Raw genomic sequence first — 18107 nt, forward strand, 5'->3', positions numbered from 1 at the left:
AATAATATCACTTAAAGCGCGCTTTAAGTCAATGTGAAAACTCAAATTGGTTCAAATTTTTTAAATTAGTTAATATAACTAATTTCTATATATATCCTTCTTTAAAACCTTCCCAATCCTCATAATTCCTTTTTCTATTTCTTCAACACTCAAATGTCCATATCCTAAAATAATTTCATTTTGATGATATCCTTTATGTATTGCATAACTTTCAACTGGATATACTTTCACTCTTTCTCTTGTAATTTTATTCAATACTTCTTCTGTAAAAGTTATATCTTCGAACTCAACCACCAAATGCAAACCAGCTGCTTGTCCTTTTATGATATACTTGTTAGGAAAATTAACATCTAAATTTTTAATTAATTCCTGTCGTTTCTTACTATATTCTTTTCTCATTTTCCATATATGCTTTTCTAACTTTCCTTCGCTTATAAACTTTGCCAAAACAAGCTGTGAAATAGATTCAGTATGTACATCTGTGTACATTTTTAAATTCCTATATCTGTGTAATAATTCTTTAGGTAATAACATATAACCTAATCTCAATGCTGGAGCCAAAATCTTACTAAAAGATCCAATATATATTACTCTATTTGGCTCCAATTCATAGAGTGAACTTATTGGTTGCCCCTCATAGCGAAACTCACTATCATAATCGTCCTCAATAATATAACAATTATTCTTTTCTGCAAATTTAACAAGTTCTATACGTCTCTGTATTGGCATAACTCCACCTAATGGAAATTGATGAGATGGTGTTACATATATGAATTCGACTTTGCCTGTTGGATTTATCATATCCGTTTTTAATCCTTTATCATCAACTGGAACAGCATTTATTGAATATCCACAAGATAAAATAACATTTAATAGCCCATAATGAATAGGGTCCTCTGTAACAACTTCAGAATTAGGATTATATAGAATTTTTGCTATCAAAGATAGTCCTTGTGTAGAACCTGAAGTAATCACTATTTGTTCCGGACTACACTGTATTCCTCTTGTTCTAAATAAGTACTCTGAAAGTTCTTGTCTTAATTCCATTACGCCTTCAGGACTGCAATATCTAAATATTGAATATGAACTATTAGTACAGATTTTATTAAATAAATTTCCCCATTCCCTTCTAGGAAACATACCTAATTCTGGTATTCCAGATCGAAAATCAATTATATTATTGTCATATTCTTTTAAAATCTTGCTTGAAATAACTTGATTTTTCTTTATTGTCTCTCTTTTAAAATAAGTGCCTTTTGAAACAACTGTACCTGACCCATGCCTACTTTCAATATAACCTTCGGCCATAAGCTGTTCATAAGCTTCCAAAATAACATTTCTAGATATTTTTAAATCTTCTGAAAGCCACCTTGTTGATGGTAGCTTACTTCCCTCAACTAATTTACCTTGCAATATAAGTAATTTTATTTGTCCATAAATCTGTCTTATAAGTGATACATCACTATTTTTATATATACTTAACCACATTACTTAATCATCTCCTAATAAAAGTGGTACTAGAAAAAACCATATTAAGTGGAACTACATAAACCACTTTATAGGTGCTACTATTATAAAATAAATACTATAAACTTACAATGATAGAAGGAGAATCCAAAATGAAAAATAAATTTAGTGCTTATCTAGAACTAACATTAGCAATGTTTATTGCTGGCAGCTCAGTTGTAGTAAGTAAATTATTAGTTCAAACCTTGCCTATTTTCTTAACATCAGAATTAAGCCTTATAACAGCATTGATTGTATTAATACCTTTGACTTTCAGAATAAAAAAAGAGCTCCCTAAAATTGATAAGAGAACAATGCTTATGTTATTTTTTCAATCCACTACCGGAGTTTTCTTATTTAGAATTCTGCTTTTTTTCGGATTAAAATTCACCTCTGCATCTGAAAGTGGCTTAATAACAAGCACTTCACCAGCTATAATTGGGATATTAGCCTTCTTTATATTAAAAGAAAAGCTATATTTAAATAGAATCTTAGGAATTGTATTTGTTGTCTTTGGAATCTTATTAATAAATATTTATAGCTTATTCATATTACCTTCAAGTAATGTAAATTTTATTAAAGGAACTCTGTTAGTTTTTTTAGCGGTATTATGCGAAGCTCTTTTCTCTATATTGAGTAAGAAAAATGACATTCAAATTCCACCAATATACCGAACAACCATAATTACAATATTTTCAACCTTATGTTTCATTCCCTTTGCTCTACATGATCTTCTATCCTTTGATTTTACTAACTTAAATACTACAATATACCTATCAATAGGATATAACGGAGTATTTGTTTCTGTAATTTCTTATATATTGTGGTTCAAAGGAATTAGAAAAGTGGATGCGAATAATGCTGCTGTATTTTCAGGAGTTATGCCAATCAGCTGTATTTTGCTCTCTAGTATAGTATTAAGAGAAAAAATATTACCTATCCATATTATTAGTCTAATCTTTATCCTCCTAGGAATTTATTTTTCTTGTTCTAATATTCTAAGTGGAGCTACAACCAGAAGATAGATTATAAAAATGCATGGATATTAGTTTTACTTATTTTCCCTTGCTTAAAGCTTCTTTTCTATTACTAGTATATTATTAAAACATTAGGAAAAAATGAAATCAGTATTATCGCAAAGGAGTGTTAAATTATAATGAAAAAATTCTTTTCTACTTTTATACTATTTATTTTACTTAATACACTAATAACACCGATAGAGGTATATAGCATTGATAATAAAAATATCCTGACCACTTCTTCAGTCACTTTAAAATCAGATGAAAGAAAACTCTGGATTGATCATGTTTTATGGACTAGGAATTTTATTATTAGCGATTTATCTTCTCTTCCCGATGAAGATTTTATATTACAAAGATTACTTAAAAATCAAGATGACATTGGAAATTCAATTAGCCCATACTACGGTGAAGAAGCAGGAAATAAGCTTTCTGAGCTTTTAAGGGAACATATTTCAATTGCAGGTCAAGTTGTTGACGCAGCTAAAAACAACAAAAAGGCTGAATTAGATAAGTATAATACATTATGGTACAAAAATGCTGATGAAATCGCTGACTTTTTATCAAAAGCAAATCCTAACCTACAAAACACTGAATTAAAAAACATGTTACATAAACATTTAGAATTAGTTACAGATCAAGCCGTAGCCAGAATAAATAAACTCTGGCCTGCAGATATTGAGGCTTATGATACAGGTGAGAATCACATGATTCATTTTTCTGATATAATTTCAGACGCAATTATAAAACAATTCCCTGAAAAATTCAGATAATTAGTGAGATAGATATACACTATGTAACTTAGATGGAAGAGTAGAACTTTAATGAGGAATCTGTCTAATATCATATTGTATAAATATTTAAATCGAGTAGAAGTTAAACCATTCGCTTTAACTCTACTCGATTTTCATATAATAAATATTCTAGTTCTTGCTTAATCTTAGTACTCGGTCCTAATTGTTCTAACACAACATGATATTGCAAAATTCATAATAAAATACGTTGCGGCTATAGCTCCAAATAATAAGAATATCTGAAATGATGAAACAAAACTTCCCATAAGAATCATACCTTTTCCTGTAAATTCCTCAATACCCACTGCCCATAAGAAAGAGGTGTCTTTTATTACAGTAACCGATTGAGACAAAAATGTTGGAATACATCTCCTAAAGCTTTGAGGCAAAATTATATATCTCAAAGTCTGAAATTTTGAAAATCCTTGAGAATAAGCTGCCTCATATTGCCCTGTACTAACAGAATTCATTCCCCCCCTAAATATTTCCGCCATAACAGCAGAAGTAAACAATGTAAAAGATAAAATCCCTGAATACATAGGCTTTATTGGAACTAAAAACCTGATAGCTAATATCCATAATAAGTTTGGTGTATTTCTATAAATTTCTATATATATTGTTGCAATTTTTCCTAAAATTCCTTTTGAATAATTTCTTAACACTGCAAGAATTGTTCCAAAAAACATACTTAGAATAATTGATATAAAAGCTATTGTTAAAGTCAATTTTATTCCCTGTAAAAGAAATTCTATATTTGCTTGATTAAATACACTTGACATTATTATAGCCCCCCTTCTGCAGCAACAGTTTGAGTCTTTATAGAATCCTCAATATTAATTGATATTTTTCTCTTTTCTTTTAATTCAAGTTTTCTTGATAATACTGCTAATGGGTAACAAAGTATAAAGTAAAGAACCCCAGTTATAACATATGCAGGACCATAATACATATTTGAACTTGACCACGAGTCTGCTCTATACATTAAGTCCCCACCTGCTATCATTGCTAATACAGAAGTATTTTTTATTAGATTTACCAATTGATTTGCAAGTGGTGGTATTATTATCTTTACTGTCTGAGGCAAAATTATATATCTCATGGTTTTAGTATGAGAAAATCCTTGTGACTTCGCTGCTTCAAATTGACCTTTGGGTATTGACGTAATACCTGTTCTCACAACTTCTGCTATATATGCCCCATGGTAAACTCCAACTCCAAGTACTCCAATTAAAAATACTGGTAAGACAATCTTTATATAAGGAAGTCCGTTGAATAAAAAGAATATTTGAATTACTAGCGGTGTATTTTGAATTATCTCTACATATATCCTGCTTATAACTTTAAAAATCTTAATTTTGCTTGTAGAAAGAACTCCAAATATAATTCCTAATACTAATGCAAGAGTAAGTCCTAATATTGAAACTTCAAGTGTTGTTATAAATCCCTCAAAAAATACGCTAAAGTCTTTAAAAACGGCCTCCCATTTAAATAATGAAAAAGGACTATTCATTATTTAATTTCCCACTTTTTAATTAATTTATCTATTTCACCTGAAGTCTTCATTTCACTTACTACTTCATTTATTACTTTAGCAAGTTCAGTATTGTCTTTTTTACTTGCAATACCATATTCTTGAGGATTATATCTATCATTTAATATTACTGTTGAATCATCAACATATCCATTTAAAATAGCTGCATCAACTGCAAAGCAATCTACTCTGCCTGAATCAAGTGCTGCTTTAATTTCAGGGTAGCCACCAAGTTCTGAGAATTTAAGAGTAATTCCTTGCTTACTTGCCTCTTCTTCTAATGCTTTCTTGGTTGTTGCACTTTGTGCTACTCCAATGGTCTTTCCATCTAGATCTTTTAGAGATGATGCACCAAGACTCTTTTTAACAAGCAATCCGATACCATCCTTCATATATGGATCAGAGAAATTATAGCTCTTTTTTCTTTCATCTGTTATTGTAAAAGTAGCTGCAACCATATCGATTTCTCCATTATCAAGAAGTGGACCTCTAGTTTTAGCTGTTACCCCTTGAAACTCTACCTTACTTTCATCTCCCAATATTTTCTTTGCTATTGCCTTAGACAAATCAATCTCAAAGCCTTCAATTTCACCTGTTTTAGGATTCTTATATCCGTATTTAGGTACGTCAACTTTTACTCCAACTTTTAATACCCCTCTATCTTTTATAGCTTGTATTTCTTTTGCTTCAACAGTATTACCTCCTGTTGCACTGCTTGAAGTAGATGCGGAACTACATCCCGCCATCATCACACATATACCTAATCCTAATGCTAAAAATACTTTTCTTAATTTCATATATTTTCCCCCTATTTTCTTTAGTTAGTGTAAAGTATTTACACTACTCTTTTAAATTTTTTCTTTATATATCAAGGGTTCGAGCGTTTTTTTGTACAAAAAAACAATGCCCCCCTAATTTCATGTTATAATCGAGTTCCGCAACACCAAAACAACATCAAAAGAAAGGTCATTGTCATGGATTCAATTATAACTTATTTACTTTTATATAATCAATATTTAGTTAAAACTATTTATAAACTTGTTTTGTTTATTTCAAAGAATATACCATTAAATCAATGGGCATTCGACGATTCTAACAGCCCAGAATATCAAAAATTTAAAGTAGACAAACTTCCTAAAATTATTCGTTTTGAAAAAGTTGACTATCAATTTCTTTTAGCTTATTACAAGCACAAATATAACAAGGTAGTGAAACCCGTCCAACGACGGAACGGCAAGTCTATTCCTAGTGAAACTATTTGCCCAAAGTGTGGTGCACCTCACCATTATATCTACGATAATAACGGCAATCGAGGTCAGTTCCAATGCAAGGTTTGTGGTCAAAATTTCAACGAAAGCAATTATGTTACTAAGCCTATAGTACTTGTGTGCCCTCATTGTGGCCATACTCTTACTCAAAAGAAAAACCGTAAGCATTTTCGCATTCATAAATGTATAAATCCTAAGTGTTCATATTGCTTAGCTGGTCTTAAAAGACTTCATAGTGATATAAAATCTTCTGAGAAATATAAATATAAGCTTCACTATATTTATAGAGAATTTACTTTTGATTTCTTTAAGATGAATTTACATACACTTTCTAAGCGTGCTATCAACTTCAGTTTTAAAAAGTTTAATCCTCACATTATGGGTTTATGTCTGACCTACCATGTTAATCTTAAGCTTTCAACTAGACAAACCGCTCACGCTTTAGCGGAGATACATAGTATAAAAATATCACATACTATGGTTGCTAACTATGCATTAACTGCAGCTACTGTAATTAAACCATTTGTAGATACTTTTGATTACAAACCTTCTAATATCCTTTCTGCTGATGAAACTTATATAAGAGTAAAAGGTATCAGGCATTATGTTTGGATTGTTATGGATGCTTGTAAAAAGTCCATTCTTGGCTATCAGGTATCTGACACAAGAGCTGTTGGTCCATGCATACTTGCGATGCGGATGGCTTTTGATAAATTTCAAAGCTTTCCTGGTAAAATGTTAAAGTTTATTGCTGATGGTTATAGCGCTTATCCACTTGCTAAGCAACAGTTTGAGCTAGAAGAAAATAAAATTTTTGATCTTACTCAAGTAATAGGACTTACAAATGATGATTCGGTTTCTAAAGAATACCGTTGGATTAAACAAGTAGTTGAACGCTTAAATCGTACTTTCAAATCATCATACCGTGTTACTTGTGGTTATGGGAGTGAAGACGGTGCCCTTTACGGAGTCTCTCTTTGGGTTGCATATTACAACTTTCTGCGCCCACATCCTTATAATTATTGGCGGCCTCTAAATGAGATTGATCAATTAAAACAAGCTGATAACATGCCTGCTAAATGGCAAATACTTATTAGTCTTGGTCAGCAAACTATACTTCATATGCAAGAAAATCAACTCTCCTAAAATAAAGATAAACTTAATACATTTTACAGTTTTTGCCTTCGGCGACGGAGGTCTTTTGTCATACACAAAATCAAATGATAAATTGTAAAATTAAACATTTTTACTTAATAGTGTAGATTGATTTTTACTTCTATTTTTTCATAGTTTACTTTACACTATCTTTCTTTATTTTTATTTGAATTTATTTTTTGATTGTGCCTTATCTTATAACTTTATTTAAAAATGCCTTAGTTCTTTCATTCTTTGGACTAGAAAAAAATTCCTCTGGTGGAGCTTCTTCAATTATTTGACCTCCATCCATGAAAATAACCCTGTCTGCTACTTGCTTTGCAAATCCCATTTCATGAGTTACAACAACCATTGTTATATTTTCCTTGGACAATCCTACTAAAACATCTAATACTTCCTGAATCATTTCTGGGTCTAATGCCGATGTTGGTTCATCAAATAACATTATTTTAGGATGCATATTAAGAGCCCTTGCAATAGCTACTCTTTGCTGTTGTCCACCAGATAATTGGTTTGGATAAGCATCTGCCTTCTCTTTTAAGCCTACTCGTTCTAAATACTTTAATCCTGATTCTTCTGCTTCTTTTTTACTTACATTTTGAAGTTTTATTGGAGCTAAAGTAAGATTTTCAAGCACAGTCATATGCGGATATAAATTAAACTGTTGAAAAACCATTGCAGTAGATTGCCTAACTTTAGCCAAATCTTTTTTTAGGCTTAAATCGTACTCATCTATTGTTACTTTTCCAGACGTAGGTTCTTCTAAATAATTCATACATCTAATAAGAGTAGATTTTCCTGAACCACTTGGTCCTATTACTACTAATTTTTCTCCTTCTTTAACTAATAAATTTACATTTTTCAAAACATGAACATCGCCAAAATTCTTAACTATATTCTCTAACTTAATCATTTATTACCCCCCTCTGATTTTTATCCTTTATAAATTTTCTTTAATTGTTCAGTTAATCTTAAATTCTCATCATAATCAACAGGACAATCTATGATAACAGGAACTGTTTGCTTAAAAGCTTCCTCTAAAGTTGGAATTAAGTCTTCTGCCTTTTCTATTCTGTATCCTTTAGCATTCATTCCTTCCGCTAATTTAACAAAGTCTGGATTTGTAAACTCCACATAACAGCTCTTTCCATATTGTTCTTCCTGCTTCCACTTAATAAGACCATAATTATTATCATTGAATACAAGCGTCACAAATGGAGTTCCGATTCTAATAGCAGTCTCAATCTCTTGGGAATTCATCATAAAGCCACCATCCCCAGTAATTGTTAATACTTTTTTATCTGGATTTATTAATTTTGCTGCGATTGCTCCTGGTACACCTATTCCCATTGTGGCAAAACCATTAGATATTATACACGTGTTGGGTTTGTAACAATTATAGTGACGTGCAATCCACATTTTATGTGCTCCCACATCTGAAACTATAATATCATCTGGTCCCATAACCTTTCTTACATCATTTAAGATCTTTTGTGGCTTCATAGGAAATGATAAATCACCCGAATAACTTTCATGCTCTTTTTCTATTTCTTCCTTTATCCCTAGTGCACATACAGGTTCATTCTTTCTTGAGGTCCTTAGAGCAACTTTTAATAATGAATCTGAAATATCACCAACAACTTCAACCTTGGGTTGATACAATTTGTTAATATGAGCTTGACTACTATCAATGTGTATGATTTCTATGCTCCCATTTGGATTCCACTTTGCTGGAGCATATTCAACAATATCATAACCAACTGCAATAACAAGATCAGCATTTTCAATTACCTTATTTACATAATCTTTTTGCGGAATACCAATAGTAGATATAAAATAAGGATTATTACAAGGAATAATTCCCTTTGACATCATTGTTACGATAACTGGAATTTTTAAATCTGTAGCAAATTTAGTTAATGCTTCACTTGCTTGAGCTCTTACAGCACTGCTTCCAGCAAGTATTACAGGATTCTTAGCTTTAAATATTTCAGCTGCTGCCTCTTCAATTGTTTCAAGTTCAGCAAACTCTTTAGGCTGCACTTTTTTTAATAAAGGTTTTTCGCATGAATCAACAGGCATCTTAGCTATATTTACAGGCAAGTCTATATGACAGGCTCCAGGCTTTTCGCTTTCAGCATACTTAAATGCAATTCTTACAATTTCATTTACTGTATTAGGTCGTACTATCATCTTTGTCTTCTTCGTAATTGGTTCAAACATTTTACATAAGTCTAGAAACTGATGAGAAGTAATATGCATCCTCTCTGTTCCTACTTGTCCAGTAATAGCAACAAGTGGTGCTCCATCACTGTGTGCATCCGCAACTCCTGTTACTAAATTTGTTGCTCCCGGCCCTAGTGTAGCTAGACAAACTCCTGCCTTACCGGTTAACCTGCCATATATATCAGCCATGAATGCTGCTCCTTGTTCATGTCTGGTAGTAATGAATTCAATGGTCGAATCATATATTGCATTCATAACTTCAAGATTTTCTTCTCCTGGAATACCAAATATATATTTAACCCCCTCTTCTTCTAGGCATTTAACTAGCAATTGAGCTGTATTTAAACTTACTTGTCCTAATTCATTACTCTTACCATCCATAGTTCATATCTCCATTTCAAAAAATATTCTTACTTAAACTTTTATGCAATAAAAAAAGAGCCTTGGCATGTATACCAAAGCTCCATCGCTTTTTCTTAAATCTTGAACTGATTATATAATTTAATATAAATATAGTCAATGGATTTTAACATTCTGTGTTTTCTGTAGTTTTTTGAAGTTTATATCTTTATACACATTCAATAAAATAACAAATCCACTTTCCAGCATATTTTCATTTTCCTAATTTAAAATTTTAATTAACACACCTTCAATAAATTTTTTAGTATTTATCTTACCTTGATTAAATGATGACTGCTTTAAATGTTTCATTTCTTGTTTTACTTGCTTTATCTCAAAAAGAGAAGATGAATATTCTTTATAAATATTATTATCCACATCTTCAATCCCCAAGCTAGCTACAGAAGTCATTGCCTTAGTAATAGTTCTTCTAATCCGCTGTTCCATTGCTTTAAAATTTATAACTGCCAGTGTATCACCATATAATTCTTTAGCAACTTCCATATAGATTTCTTTAAGCTGATAGGATTTAGATGGATTCAGTTTCTTTTTATTAATTATATGTAATATTACAAGCCTCAATTCCTCTACTCCAGCGCTGCCAATAATATTTATATCTGAAAATATACGTGCTAGTTTATCCTCCGCAGAAAGATTATCTGCTGCATTTTTAATTTCCTTATGCTTCGCAATGTTTTCCGGAAATATTACACTTTTAATCATTAACATGGATTTCTCTAACTCAACTTGTTTTTTCACATTATTAATAACACTGATGGTTTCAATCATATTAATAGGTTTATTGATGTAAAAAATTATTCCACTTTTATAAGCATTTGAAATCATTTCTCCTTCTTCAACTTGAGATAACATTATAATTTTGCCAGTATAACCATTGTCAAAAGTCCTTTTTACAATTTCTATTCCATCTACCTCAGGCAGTAACAAATCTATTAAGACAATATCTGGATTTAATTTTAAAATAGCCTCTTTTGCCTCTCTTCCCGTTGTAAGTATTGATATGACCTTGCCTAAATTGTTCTTCTTAATTGCTTGTTCCAAAATCTTGCATATTGCTATGTCATCATCAATAATGACAAATGTTGTTTCCATAAATAGCCCCCCTTATTATGAAACTTTTCAGGTAGAGTTTTATACTCCAGCTGAATTTAGTTGAACTTATCCAGGAGCGTGCAGCCGTTAGCTCCCACTTTGAGAAAAGCAGATATTCCAAAAAGTGATGCTCCAAAAGTGAGAGTCCAAATTTTACATTTGGTTTCTCGAACTTTCCCCTTGTGGGCATTTTATTTTTGGTTAGCAAAACTTTCTCTGTGAGCTTTTAATTTGGCATAGTCGCTTTCACACAGTGCGAGGAAGTGTTACGGATGCTAGCTATCGGATAGACTAGTTAGCGGTATACTAACTGTAAATTTAGTTCCTTTTCTTGTATCACTATTAACTTCTATTATCCCTTGTAAATCATCTAGTAGATTTTTAACATGGCATAATCCTATTCCTGTAGACATTGCACCAGTATTCTCATCAAATTTAGTGGAAAAACCAATATTAAATATGTATGGTAATATATCTTCTTCCACGCCTGTCCCATCATCTGAAACACTAATTAATAATATTTTTTCTGAAATCTCCCCAGTCACATTAATTATATTATTTTCTTTACATGCTTCAATCGCATTAATAATTAGATTGTTTAAAATAGCAAATATATCATAATACCTTTTAATAGAATAATCATTTTCCACTTTAAATTTTATATAAATTTGAGCGTTAATATTATCTATTAATCTCTTAGTACTATCTGATATTATAGAAAAAATTTCTGAAATAGTCATGTATTCTGCTTTCTCAACATTTTTTACTAGCTCGTTGATTCCCCTAAGCACACGATCATTATTTTTACGAATCTCATGCGCATTTTGTGCAATAGCTAATGCCTTAGTTGAAAATTCTGATTTACTTTTATTCATTTCATACAAGTAATATGCTTCCTTCATTACATTGTTTAAATCATCTGTGGATTTTTGCAAATAGAAGGCTTCCGCGTATATTTTAGAAACCATCAAGTTTAATTCGGCATAACGCTTTTGATGTTCTGACTTTTTAATATATAACTTCTGGTAATTGTATATTAGAAATGCAGCACATTGAATAAATGCCCGAATAAGTCCTGTAACAATAATCACTTTTAGTGTTGATACCGAAAACATATTTCTAACTAATATTTCTATAATATTGCAGGCTACATCAAAACATACTAATGCCATATATAAACGTATTATAGATTCATTTTTCTTACTCAGTGAAAATATAGTTCCGAATATTCCATAAAAGATATAAAAAATAGCCGCTGGAGCAAATTGTAGTATAATATCATTTGAATAATTATGTGAAGATATTAGTAAACCCATGCCTCTTATAAATGCAGTTAAAATTCCAGCTGTAACCCCTACTATAAATGGATATATATTTTCAGTTGCGGCAAATACAAAACCAATTACGACAACTCCAATTCCTAAAACAAATTTACTGTTAAATGGATATATGTATATCTGTGCAAAAATACTAATTACAATAGAAAATAATATGCTATTTATTAGGCAAACCTTAGTTCTTGATGTTAACTTCATTTTATCTTTCATTATACTTATCCTTTTAACTCTAACATACTCATTATTATCCTTAATTTTACTTATAGATGATGATACACTGATATAATTATCAAGTCAATAAAAAAAGACATCTTCATTTCTGTAATGCCCTTAATTTATTGATTATTTCTAAAATACAAACCTTAAAATTGCTATTGATACCACTCCAACAACCACTGTTAATAATAAATTATTCTTTTTCATCGCAACTAATATTGTTGGAATTGCTGCTAGTAATTCTAAAGAGTTATCTTGAAATGTAAATTTATTATTTACTGTAAAAAGCTCCACAGCTATTAATGAAGCTAATATTGATATTGGAATATATGTTAAAAATTCTTCTACTTTTTTATTTAGTTTTACCTTTGATAATATAGTGATTGGTAATACTCTCGGAAGTACAGTCACAATGCACCCTCCTATAATTACACTCCATACATAGAAATTCACTCTTTAATCACCACCCCAATTAATGCCCCAATAATTGCTGAGATAATAACGCCAACACTAGTAGACACGAGTATGGTGCTTATTATCAAAACTATTGAACTGGTAACAACTATTATACCAGCCTTTTTAATCTTTAAATTCCCCTTTATGGCTATAATCAATAAGCCTATAAACATCGCAGTTAATGCAAAATCTAATCCAAAAACTTTATAATCTGGTATAAACCCTCCAATAAAAACTCCAATACCTGTAGCTAAAATCCAATTGATATATGCTGTAATATTTAAGCCTGCCATCCAAAAGTTATTAATCTTCTTTTTCTTATAACCCTCGACAGATGCAACAACAAAAGTTTCATCCGTTAATAGTGTGCCTATAAAAAGATTTTTTAGAAACGAATTATTCTTAAAGTATGGAGCAATTGCCGCACTCATAAACAAATGTCTAAAGTTAACAAAGAAAATAGTGAATATTATACTTGGTACAGATGCCACTGATAAAATCATACTTGATGCTATAAACTGAGATGATCCTCCATAAACAAACGCACTCATACCCATTGCTTCCCAAATTGTCAATCCACAAGATTTACCCAAAACTCCGCAAGCAATTCCTAAACTTATGTACCCAAAAATAGTCGGAATACAATCTTTTATTCCTTGAATAAAGTACCTTAAATTACTTTCCCCCTCTTTTTCTAACGGATTATCTGGTATTTTCCCCAATTCCATAAAATGCCCCCTTGATAATTTATATATAAAATCGTAAGATATATTATATAAATAGTACGTTATATCTTATCATATGTTATATCTTACTTTTGTACTTTATATTTGTCAAGGAGTGAAAATATGAATTTAAATAATATTATTGCTAGTAATCTAAAAAGACTAAGGACTGAAAGGCAGCTAAGCCTAGGAAAACTTTCTGAGATATGCGGTGTTAGTAAAGTAATGCTTGGACAAATTGAGCGAGGTGAATCTAATCCAACCATAAACACAATATGGAAGATTGCTAGTGGATTAAAAATCCCCTATACTTCTCTTATCGATGAACCAATAAAAACAGATATTTTAATAAAAAAAGAAGATTCCACTAAACAAGAATCTCCTGATAAAAAATATAGAGTTTACTGTCATTTTACTAGTAATGTAAATAGAAACTTTGAACTTTTCACTGTAGAGTTAGATGGAAATAGTTCCTATGAATCTAATTCCCATGGTGAAAAGACTCAAGAATATATAATACTTTACAGGGGGCAATTGTCATTAACTGTTGACAACACAAATTATATTTTAAATCCTGGAGATTCCATAGTATTTGATTCTTCTAAGCCCCATTCTTATTCTAATTTGGGTGATGATATGGTTCAAATGGCTTTAATTAATTACTATTTGGTTTAAGAACTGCTAATAATCTTTCAAATAAAAGCCTTCTTATCCCTTGGGGGTGCTTTGCCTTTATCATAGCATACCCTATAGATAAAATAGATGCCTCAGCTGAAAATGCTATAAATTTTGATTCCCAAACTGATGGATTATACTTCTTCTTATAATCATATAACGCTTTAAATCCATAAAATGAATTCATATATTTATACATGAATTTAAAAAACTTATAGACCGTAATTCCCTCTATACTATTACTACTTTGAATATCTGCCAACGGAGCTAGTCCTAAACTAACTTCTTTAACTTCATCTTCTTTTAAAACTTTACATATTTCTATAGTTAGTTTTTCCATAATTCCGAGTGGAGCATCTTTGCTTCTTCTTGTTATATCAATAAAATATCCTTTGTGTGATTCATATGGAAAGCATACTATAAATCCTAATAGCTCCCCCTCTGGATTTGATGCTATAAAATACCTTCTATCGAAAGGTTTGTCCAAAGATATAGTCCCTAACATAAAAGAAAGTTCACTACTTTTCTTCATTGTTAACCACTCATTAGAAACATTAACTATCTGCTCTTCAATTTTCTGATTTCTTTCAATAAGAGGTTTATATTCGGTTACTTTAATACCTAACTTATCCATCTTATTGTTTGCCCATCTAATTTTTGAAGTCTTAGAACCACTTATGGTATAGGTATCTAAATGAATAATAGCTTCTTTTCCATATTCTTGCACTATAAAATCAGCGTTCTTCAGAACATTAATATACTTTTCAGAAACTTGGCAAAAGCATATCGATAATGAATTATCTGAGCAAAAACTTTTGAATTCTAGTAAAATATTATTCATATCCTTATCGCTGCATATAGGCTCTCCAGCTACAATTGCTATATTGTTAATTACAGTATAACCTATAACGCCTTCACAAAATTCAGGAAAGAAATACTGCTTGTCATCTTCTAAAATAATGGCCGATACAGGATTTGTTGCAAATTTTCTTAGCATCTCTTGAACTTTAAGCTTATCCTCATATGAATGCGCTTCTTTGAAAGTATTTGGCTCTAAAATTAGTTTTATATTTACCAATAATACACTTAAATTTACAAGTACATTTATATGATTAAAAATATTTATTGAGGTTAAGCTCACAATAGCATTAATAAACACTAAAAGGCATGATAATATAATCCCCACCTTTAATTTTACTGGGTTAGCTTTTGCTTTAAACCAGTTATTTTGAATTACTAAAGATAATAGTATGTAACTTAATAAAAATACATTAAACTCAAAATATACAATCTCAAAGAAATTGGATATGATAAATAATGATATAATAAATACACTAATAACCAAGGCGGCTCTCAATCTTTGCAATAAACCTTTTATGAGAAATAAAAAGCACACTCCTAACAAAAAACAATTTAATATATATATATAATTAAAGCTCGATGATTTACCAAAATTGTCAGCAGAATTTAGTAAATCTAATATTTCTTTTATAATTAAAGTAAACATTAATATAATAAAAGAAACAATATGGTATTTTTTATATTTCATAGTCCCTCCCAAAAATAATCTTTTGAAAAATATATAGTCCTCATTAAATTTTATCTAAAAATAGTATAGACCACATAGTAGAATATCAGTAAACTATCCTGTATAATCTATATTATATTGTATGTTCATATATAATGACAATATAAATTATAATTCTACATTTTCCTTATCTTGTTTATGACTACTTATATTTTTGAATTAAATCACTAAAGTAAAATAAAAAGGAGTTCTATGATAATGTTTTTTTACAGTTTACCCCTTTCACTATCTATTGATACTTTTCTAACAGAATTCGTAAGAAATTACAATAATTATACTTACCTGTTTTTGTCTACTATTGTATTTTGTGAAACTGGCCTATTTATGGCACCTTTTCTTCCTGAAGAATCACTATTATTTGTTACAGGAACTTTAGCGTCAAAAGGAGCATTAGACATTGAAAAAATAACTTTTGTATTAGTCATCTCAAATATTATAGGAGAATGCGTAAATTACTATATTGGAAAACGCTTTGGGACAAAAATTTTTAAAAACAATAATTCTATAATCTTTAATAAAAAGCATATAGAAAAAGCTCAAACCTTTTATGATACTTATGGAGGTAAAACAATAATTATTGCTAAGTTTATTCCCCTAGTACGAACTTTCATACCTTTTATTGCTGGCACAGCTGGTGTACAATTTAGCAACTTTATAATATACAACATGATAGGTAGCATCCCTTGGGTAGCTTTATTTATTATTGGCGGTTATTTTTTCGGTAATATACCTATTGTTGCGAATAACTTTGAAATTGTGATTATATTAATTGTTTTAATTTCAATATCTCCAGCTATAATTACAACACTGTTAAAAAGAAGAAGAACAAACTAGTATATAATTATTTTTAATGCAATACAGACCAGAAAAAGAAGCGTATCTTTCTGGTCTGTATATATTTAAAATTGTAAATCTTATTCTATTAATTATTCATCTTATTAGGATAATTTCGTCTTAGACTTATCTTTATATATCCAATAATCCACTTCACTTAAACTTACTTTTTTTCACCAAACAATATTAGCAATGTATAAAATTATTGGTATTGTAACTAATGACAATAACGTGCTTAGTCCCACTAACTTTGCTCCGTATTCATAATCTCCACCATACATCTGAGAAAACATTGGTACAGTGAGCCCTACTGGTGTAGACATAGCTATCAATACTACTTTTTTTATTTCCGATAAAGATGAAGGTAAAAACTTAAATAATATAATCATTATTATTGGAATTATTATCAATTTTACAGATGCAACAAAATAAGCATGTCCATCGTTAAATAGCGTAATAATTTTAGATCTTGCGATATACGTACCAAGCAAAATCATAGCTATAGGTGTATTAGTTTCCCCTACTAAATTAAATGCATCATATATAAGTTTTGGAATTTTTATTGGAGAAATAAAAACTAATAAACCGAGTTCTACAGCAATAATTCCTGGATTTAATAATACACTCTTTACCGTAACTAGATTCTTATTATTTGATACCATGTATATCCCATATGTATAACTTAATATATTAAAACAAACCAGGTATGCTGATAAGAAGAAAACTTTATCTATCCCCATTATACTGGTTACCAATGGTATCCCAATGAATCCTGCATTAGCAAATCCAATGGCAAATTTATCGATTCGTTGCTCTCTCTTAAAAATAATCCTTCCAATTAAAAATCCCAAAAGCATTGCAAATAAAGAAACTATAAAGGAAATCCCAAGCTCCTTTAATTTATCTATTGAAAATTCCATCTGATAACGAGTCAGCATTATTAGTGGATTAATCACCCAAACCAACAAATTCGATATTTGTTTAGCTCCTTCTTCATTAATTAATTCTTTTCTGTAGACAATAAATCCAATAGCCATTAATACATACATAATGCCTACTTGCCCAACTATTGTAGTAATAATCTCCATAACATTTTATCCTTTCGTAAAAAATTCCCTATACGTAAACAAAATATAGCTTAAACTAATGCGCTAGACTCACCGAAATTATAAATATTTTTGTTCCGAAAAACTATGAAAATATCGCTTAAGGTTCTAAGTTGCAGGTTGCATCCACTTTAGCATGTTCCAACTTTCAGTTTGACA

The 18107-nt window shown here is 30.3% G+C and carries 17 protein-coding genes; 5 read left to right on the forward strand and 12 right to left on the reverse strand.

Going from position 1 to position 18107, the window contains the following annotated elements:
* Positions 1-78: 78 nt before the first annotated feature.
* Positions 79-1488: a MocR-like pyridoxine biosynthesis transcription factor PdxR gene (pdxR, locus tag D2A34_RS01480; protein ID WP_079440192.1), complete on the reverse strand. Its 1410-nt coding sequence runs from the start codon at positions 1486-1488 to the stop codon at positions 79-81.
* Positions 1489-1619: 131 nt separating this feature from the next.
* Between pdxR and D2A34_RS01485 the strand changes: the two genes are divergently transcribed.
* Together D2A34_RS01485 and D2A34_RS01490 are read left to right on the forward strand one after the other, a co-directional pair.
* The gene (locus tag D2A34_RS01485; protein WP_160357988.1) at positions 1620-2531 is read left to right on the forward strand and encodes a DMT family transporter; all 912 of its coding nucleotides are present in this window, start codon (positions 1620-1622) and stop codon (positions 2529-2531) included.
* Positions 2532-2662: 131 nt separating this feature from the next.
* Positions 2663-3298, forward strand: a complete 636-nt coding sequence (locus D2A34_RS01490; RefSeq protein WP_079440190.1) for a glycosyltransferase — start codon at positions 2663-2665, stop codon at positions 3296-3298.
* Positions 3299-3465: 167 nt separating this feature from the next.
* Here D2A34_RS01490 and D2A34_RS01495 read toward each other — a convergent pair whose 3' ends face one another.
* The 3 genes from D2A34_RS01495 to D2A34_RS01505 are packed head-to-tail and all read right to left on the reverse strand — an operon-like array spanning position 3466 to position 5647.
* Complete coding sequence (locus tag D2A34_RS01495) at positions 3466-4098, reverse strand: amino acid ABC transporter permease (RefSeq protein ID WP_079440189.1); 633 nt, start codon at positions 4096-4098, stop codon at positions 3466-3468.
* A gap of 2 nt (positions 4099-4100) precedes the next feature.
* The gene (locus D2A34_RS01500; protein ID WP_079440188.1) at positions 4101-4829 is read right to left on the reverse strand and encodes an amino acid ABC transporter permease; all 729 of its coding nucleotides are present in this window, start codon (positions 4827-4829) and stop codon (positions 4101-4103) included.
* Positions 4829-5647: a transporter substrate-binding domain-containing protein gene (locus tag D2A34_RS01505; RefSeq protein WP_119365493.1), complete on the reverse strand. Its 819-nt coding sequence runs from the start codon at positions 5645-5647 to the stop codon at positions 4829-4831. The genes D2A34_RS01500 and D2A34_RS01505 overlap by 1 nt, the downstream gene beginning before the upstream one ends.
* Before the next feature lie 177 nt (positions 5648-5824).
* Between D2A34_RS01505 and D2A34_RS01510 the strand changes: the two genes are divergently transcribed.
* Positions 5825-7264 carry a DDE-type integrase/transposase/recombinase gene (locus D2A34_RS01510; RefSeq protein WP_119365494.1) on the forward strand — a complete coding sequence of 480 codons (1440 nt, stop codon included), beginning with the start codon at positions 5825-5827 and terminating at the stop codon, positions 7262-7264.
* A 199-nt stretch (positions 7265-7463) separates the two neighbouring features.
* Here D2A34_RS01510 and D2A34_RS01515 read toward each other — a convergent pair whose 3' ends face one another.
* The 6 genes from D2A34_RS01515 to D2A34_RS01540 form a co-directional block, all read right to left on the reverse strand.
* Positions 7464-8186 carry an amino acid ABC transporter ATP-binding protein gene (locus D2A34_RS01515; RefSeq protein ID WP_079440186.1) on the reverse strand — a complete coding sequence of 241 codons (723 nt, stop codon included), beginning with the start codon at positions 8184-8186 and terminating at the stop codon, positions 7464-7466.
* A gap of 20 nt (positions 8187-8206) precedes the next feature.
* Positions 8207-9880, reverse strand: a complete 1674-nt coding sequence (locus tag D2A34_RS01520; protein ID WP_079440185.1) for an acetolactate synthase large subunit — start codon at positions 9878-9880, stop codon at positions 8207-8209.
* A 240-nt stretch (positions 9881-10120) separates the two neighbouring features.
* The gene (locus D2A34_RS01525) at positions 10121-11011 is read right to left on the reverse strand and encodes a response regulator (protein ID WP_079440184.1); all 891 of its coding nucleotides are present in this window, start codon (positions 11009-11011) and stop codon (positions 10121-10123) included.
* A gap of 275 nt (positions 11012-11286) precedes the next feature.
* Positions 11287-12558 carry a sensor histidine kinase gene (locus D2A34_RS01530; RefSeq protein ID WP_119365495.1) on the reverse strand — a complete coding sequence of 424 codons (1272 nt, stop codon included), beginning with the start codon at positions 12556-12558 and terminating at the stop codon, positions 11287-11289.
* A gap of 138 nt (positions 12559-12696) precedes the next feature.
* Positions 12697-13017, reverse strand: a complete 321-nt coding sequence (locus tag D2A34_RS01535) for an AzlD domain-containing protein (protein ID WP_079440182.1) — start codon at positions 13015-13017, stop codon at positions 12697-12699.
* Positions 13014-13748, reverse strand: a complete 735-nt coding sequence (locus D2A34_RS01540) for an AzlC family ABC transporter permease (RefSeq protein ID WP_119365496.1) — start codon at positions 13746-13748, stop codon at positions 13014-13016. Before D2A34_RS01540 ends, D2A34_RS01535 begins: the two co-directional genes overlap by 4 nt.
* Positions 13749-13868: 120 nt before the next feature.
* Here D2A34_RS01540 and D2A34_RS01545 point away from each other — a divergent pair, with 120 nt between their 5' ends.
* The gene (locus D2A34_RS01545; protein ID WP_119365497.1) at positions 13869-14420 is read left to right on the forward strand and encodes a helix-turn-helix domain-containing protein; all 552 of its coding nucleotides are present in this window, start codon (positions 13869-13871) and stop codon (positions 14418-14420) included.
* Here D2A34_RS01545 and D2A34_RS01550 read toward each other — a convergent pair.
* Positions 14401-15969 carry a bifunctional lysylphosphatidylglycerol flippase/synthetase MprF gene (locus D2A34_RS01550; RefSeq protein WP_119365498.1) on the reverse strand — a complete coding sequence of 523 codons (1569 nt, stop codon included), beginning with the start codon at positions 15967-15969 and terminating at the stop codon, positions 14401-14403. The two genes, D2A34_RS01545 and D2A34_RS01550, sit on opposite strands and share 20 nt — an antisense overlap.
* A gap of 237 nt (positions 15970-16206) precedes the next feature.
* Between D2A34_RS01550 and D2A34_RS01555 the strand changes: the two genes are divergently transcribed.
* Positions 16207-16842 (forward strand): VTT domain-containing protein, encoded by a 636-nt coding sequence (locus D2A34_RS01555; protein WP_243128206.1) that lies wholly within the window; start codon positions 16207-16209, stop codon positions 16840-16842.
* A gap of 173 nt (positions 16843-17015) precedes the next feature.
* Here D2A34_RS01555 and D2A34_RS01560 read toward each other — a convergent pair whose 3' ends face one another.
* A complete protein-coding gene (locus D2A34_RS01560; RefSeq protein WP_119365500.1) occupies positions 17016-17930 on the reverse strand; it encodes an AEC family transporter in 915 nt (304 codons plus the stop codon).
* Between the last annotated feature and the right edge of the window lie 177 nt (positions 17931-18107).

The organism is Clostridium chromiireducens (genome assembly GCF_003575225.1).
Taxonomy (GTDB): Bacteria; Bacillota; Clostridia; order Clostridiales; family Clostridiaceae; genus Clostridium; species Clostridium chromiireducens.

Coding starts and splice junctions, on each gene's coding strand:
- pdxR (WP_079440192.1), bottom strand. CDS start 1,488: ATGTGGTTAAGTATATATAAAAATAGTGATGTATCACTTATAAGACAG.
- D2A34_RS01485 (WP_160357988.1), top strand. CDS start 1,620: ATGAAAAATAAATTTAGTGCTTATCTAGAACTAACATTAGCAATGTTT.
- D2A34_RS01490 (WP_079440190.1), top strand. CDS start 2,663: ATGAAAAAATTCTTTTCTACTTTTATACTATTTATTTTACTTAATACA.
- D2A34_RS01495 (WP_079440189.1), bottom strand. CDS start 4,098: ATGTCAAGTGTATTTAATCAAGCAAATATAGAATTTCTTTTACAGGGA.
- D2A34_RS01500 (WP_079440188.1), bottom strand. CDS start 4,829: ATGAATAGTCCTTTTTCATTATTTAAATGGGAGGCCGTTTTTAAAGAC.
- D2A34_RS01505 (WP_119365493.1), bottom strand. CDS start 5,647: ATGAAATTAAGAAAAGTATTTTTAGCATTAGGATTAGGTATATGTGTG.
- D2A34_RS01510 (WP_119365494.1), top strand. CDS start 5,825: ATGGATTCAATTATAACTTATTTACTTTTATATAATCAATATTTAGTT.
- D2A34_RS01515 (WP_079440186.1), bottom strand. CDS start 8,186: ATGATTAAGTTAGAGAATATAGTTAAGAATTTTGGCGATGTTCATGTT.
- D2A34_RS01520 (WP_079440185.1), bottom strand. CDS start 9,880: ATGGATGGTAAGAGTAATGAATTAGGACAAGTAAGTTTAAATACAGCT.
- D2A34_RS01525 (WP_079440184.1), bottom strand. CDS start 11,011: ATGGAAACAACATTTGTCATTATTGATGATGACATAGCAATATGCAAG.
- D2A34_RS01530 (WP_119365495.1), bottom strand. CDS start 12,558: ATGAAAGATAAAATGAAGTTAACATCAAGAACTAAGGTTTGCCTAATA.
- D2A34_RS01540 (WP_119365496.1), bottom strand. CDS start 13,748: ATGGAATTGGGGAAAATACCAGATAATCCGTTAGAAAAAGAGGGGGAA.
- D2A34_RS01545 (WP_119365497.1), top strand. CDS start 13,869: ATGAATTTAAATAATATTATTGCTAGTAATCTAAAAAGACTAAGGACT.
- D2A34_RS01550 (WP_119365498.1), bottom strand. CDS start 15,969: ATGAAATATAAAAAATACCATATTGTTTCTTTTATTATATTAATGTTT.
- D2A34_RS01555 (WP_243128206.1), top strand. CDS start 16,207: ATGTTTTTTTACAGTTTACCCCTTTCACTATCTATTGATACTTTTCTA.
- D2A34_RS01560 (WP_119365500.1), bottom strand. CDS start 17,930: ATGGAGATTATTACTACAATAGTTGGGCAAGTAGGCATTATGTATGTA.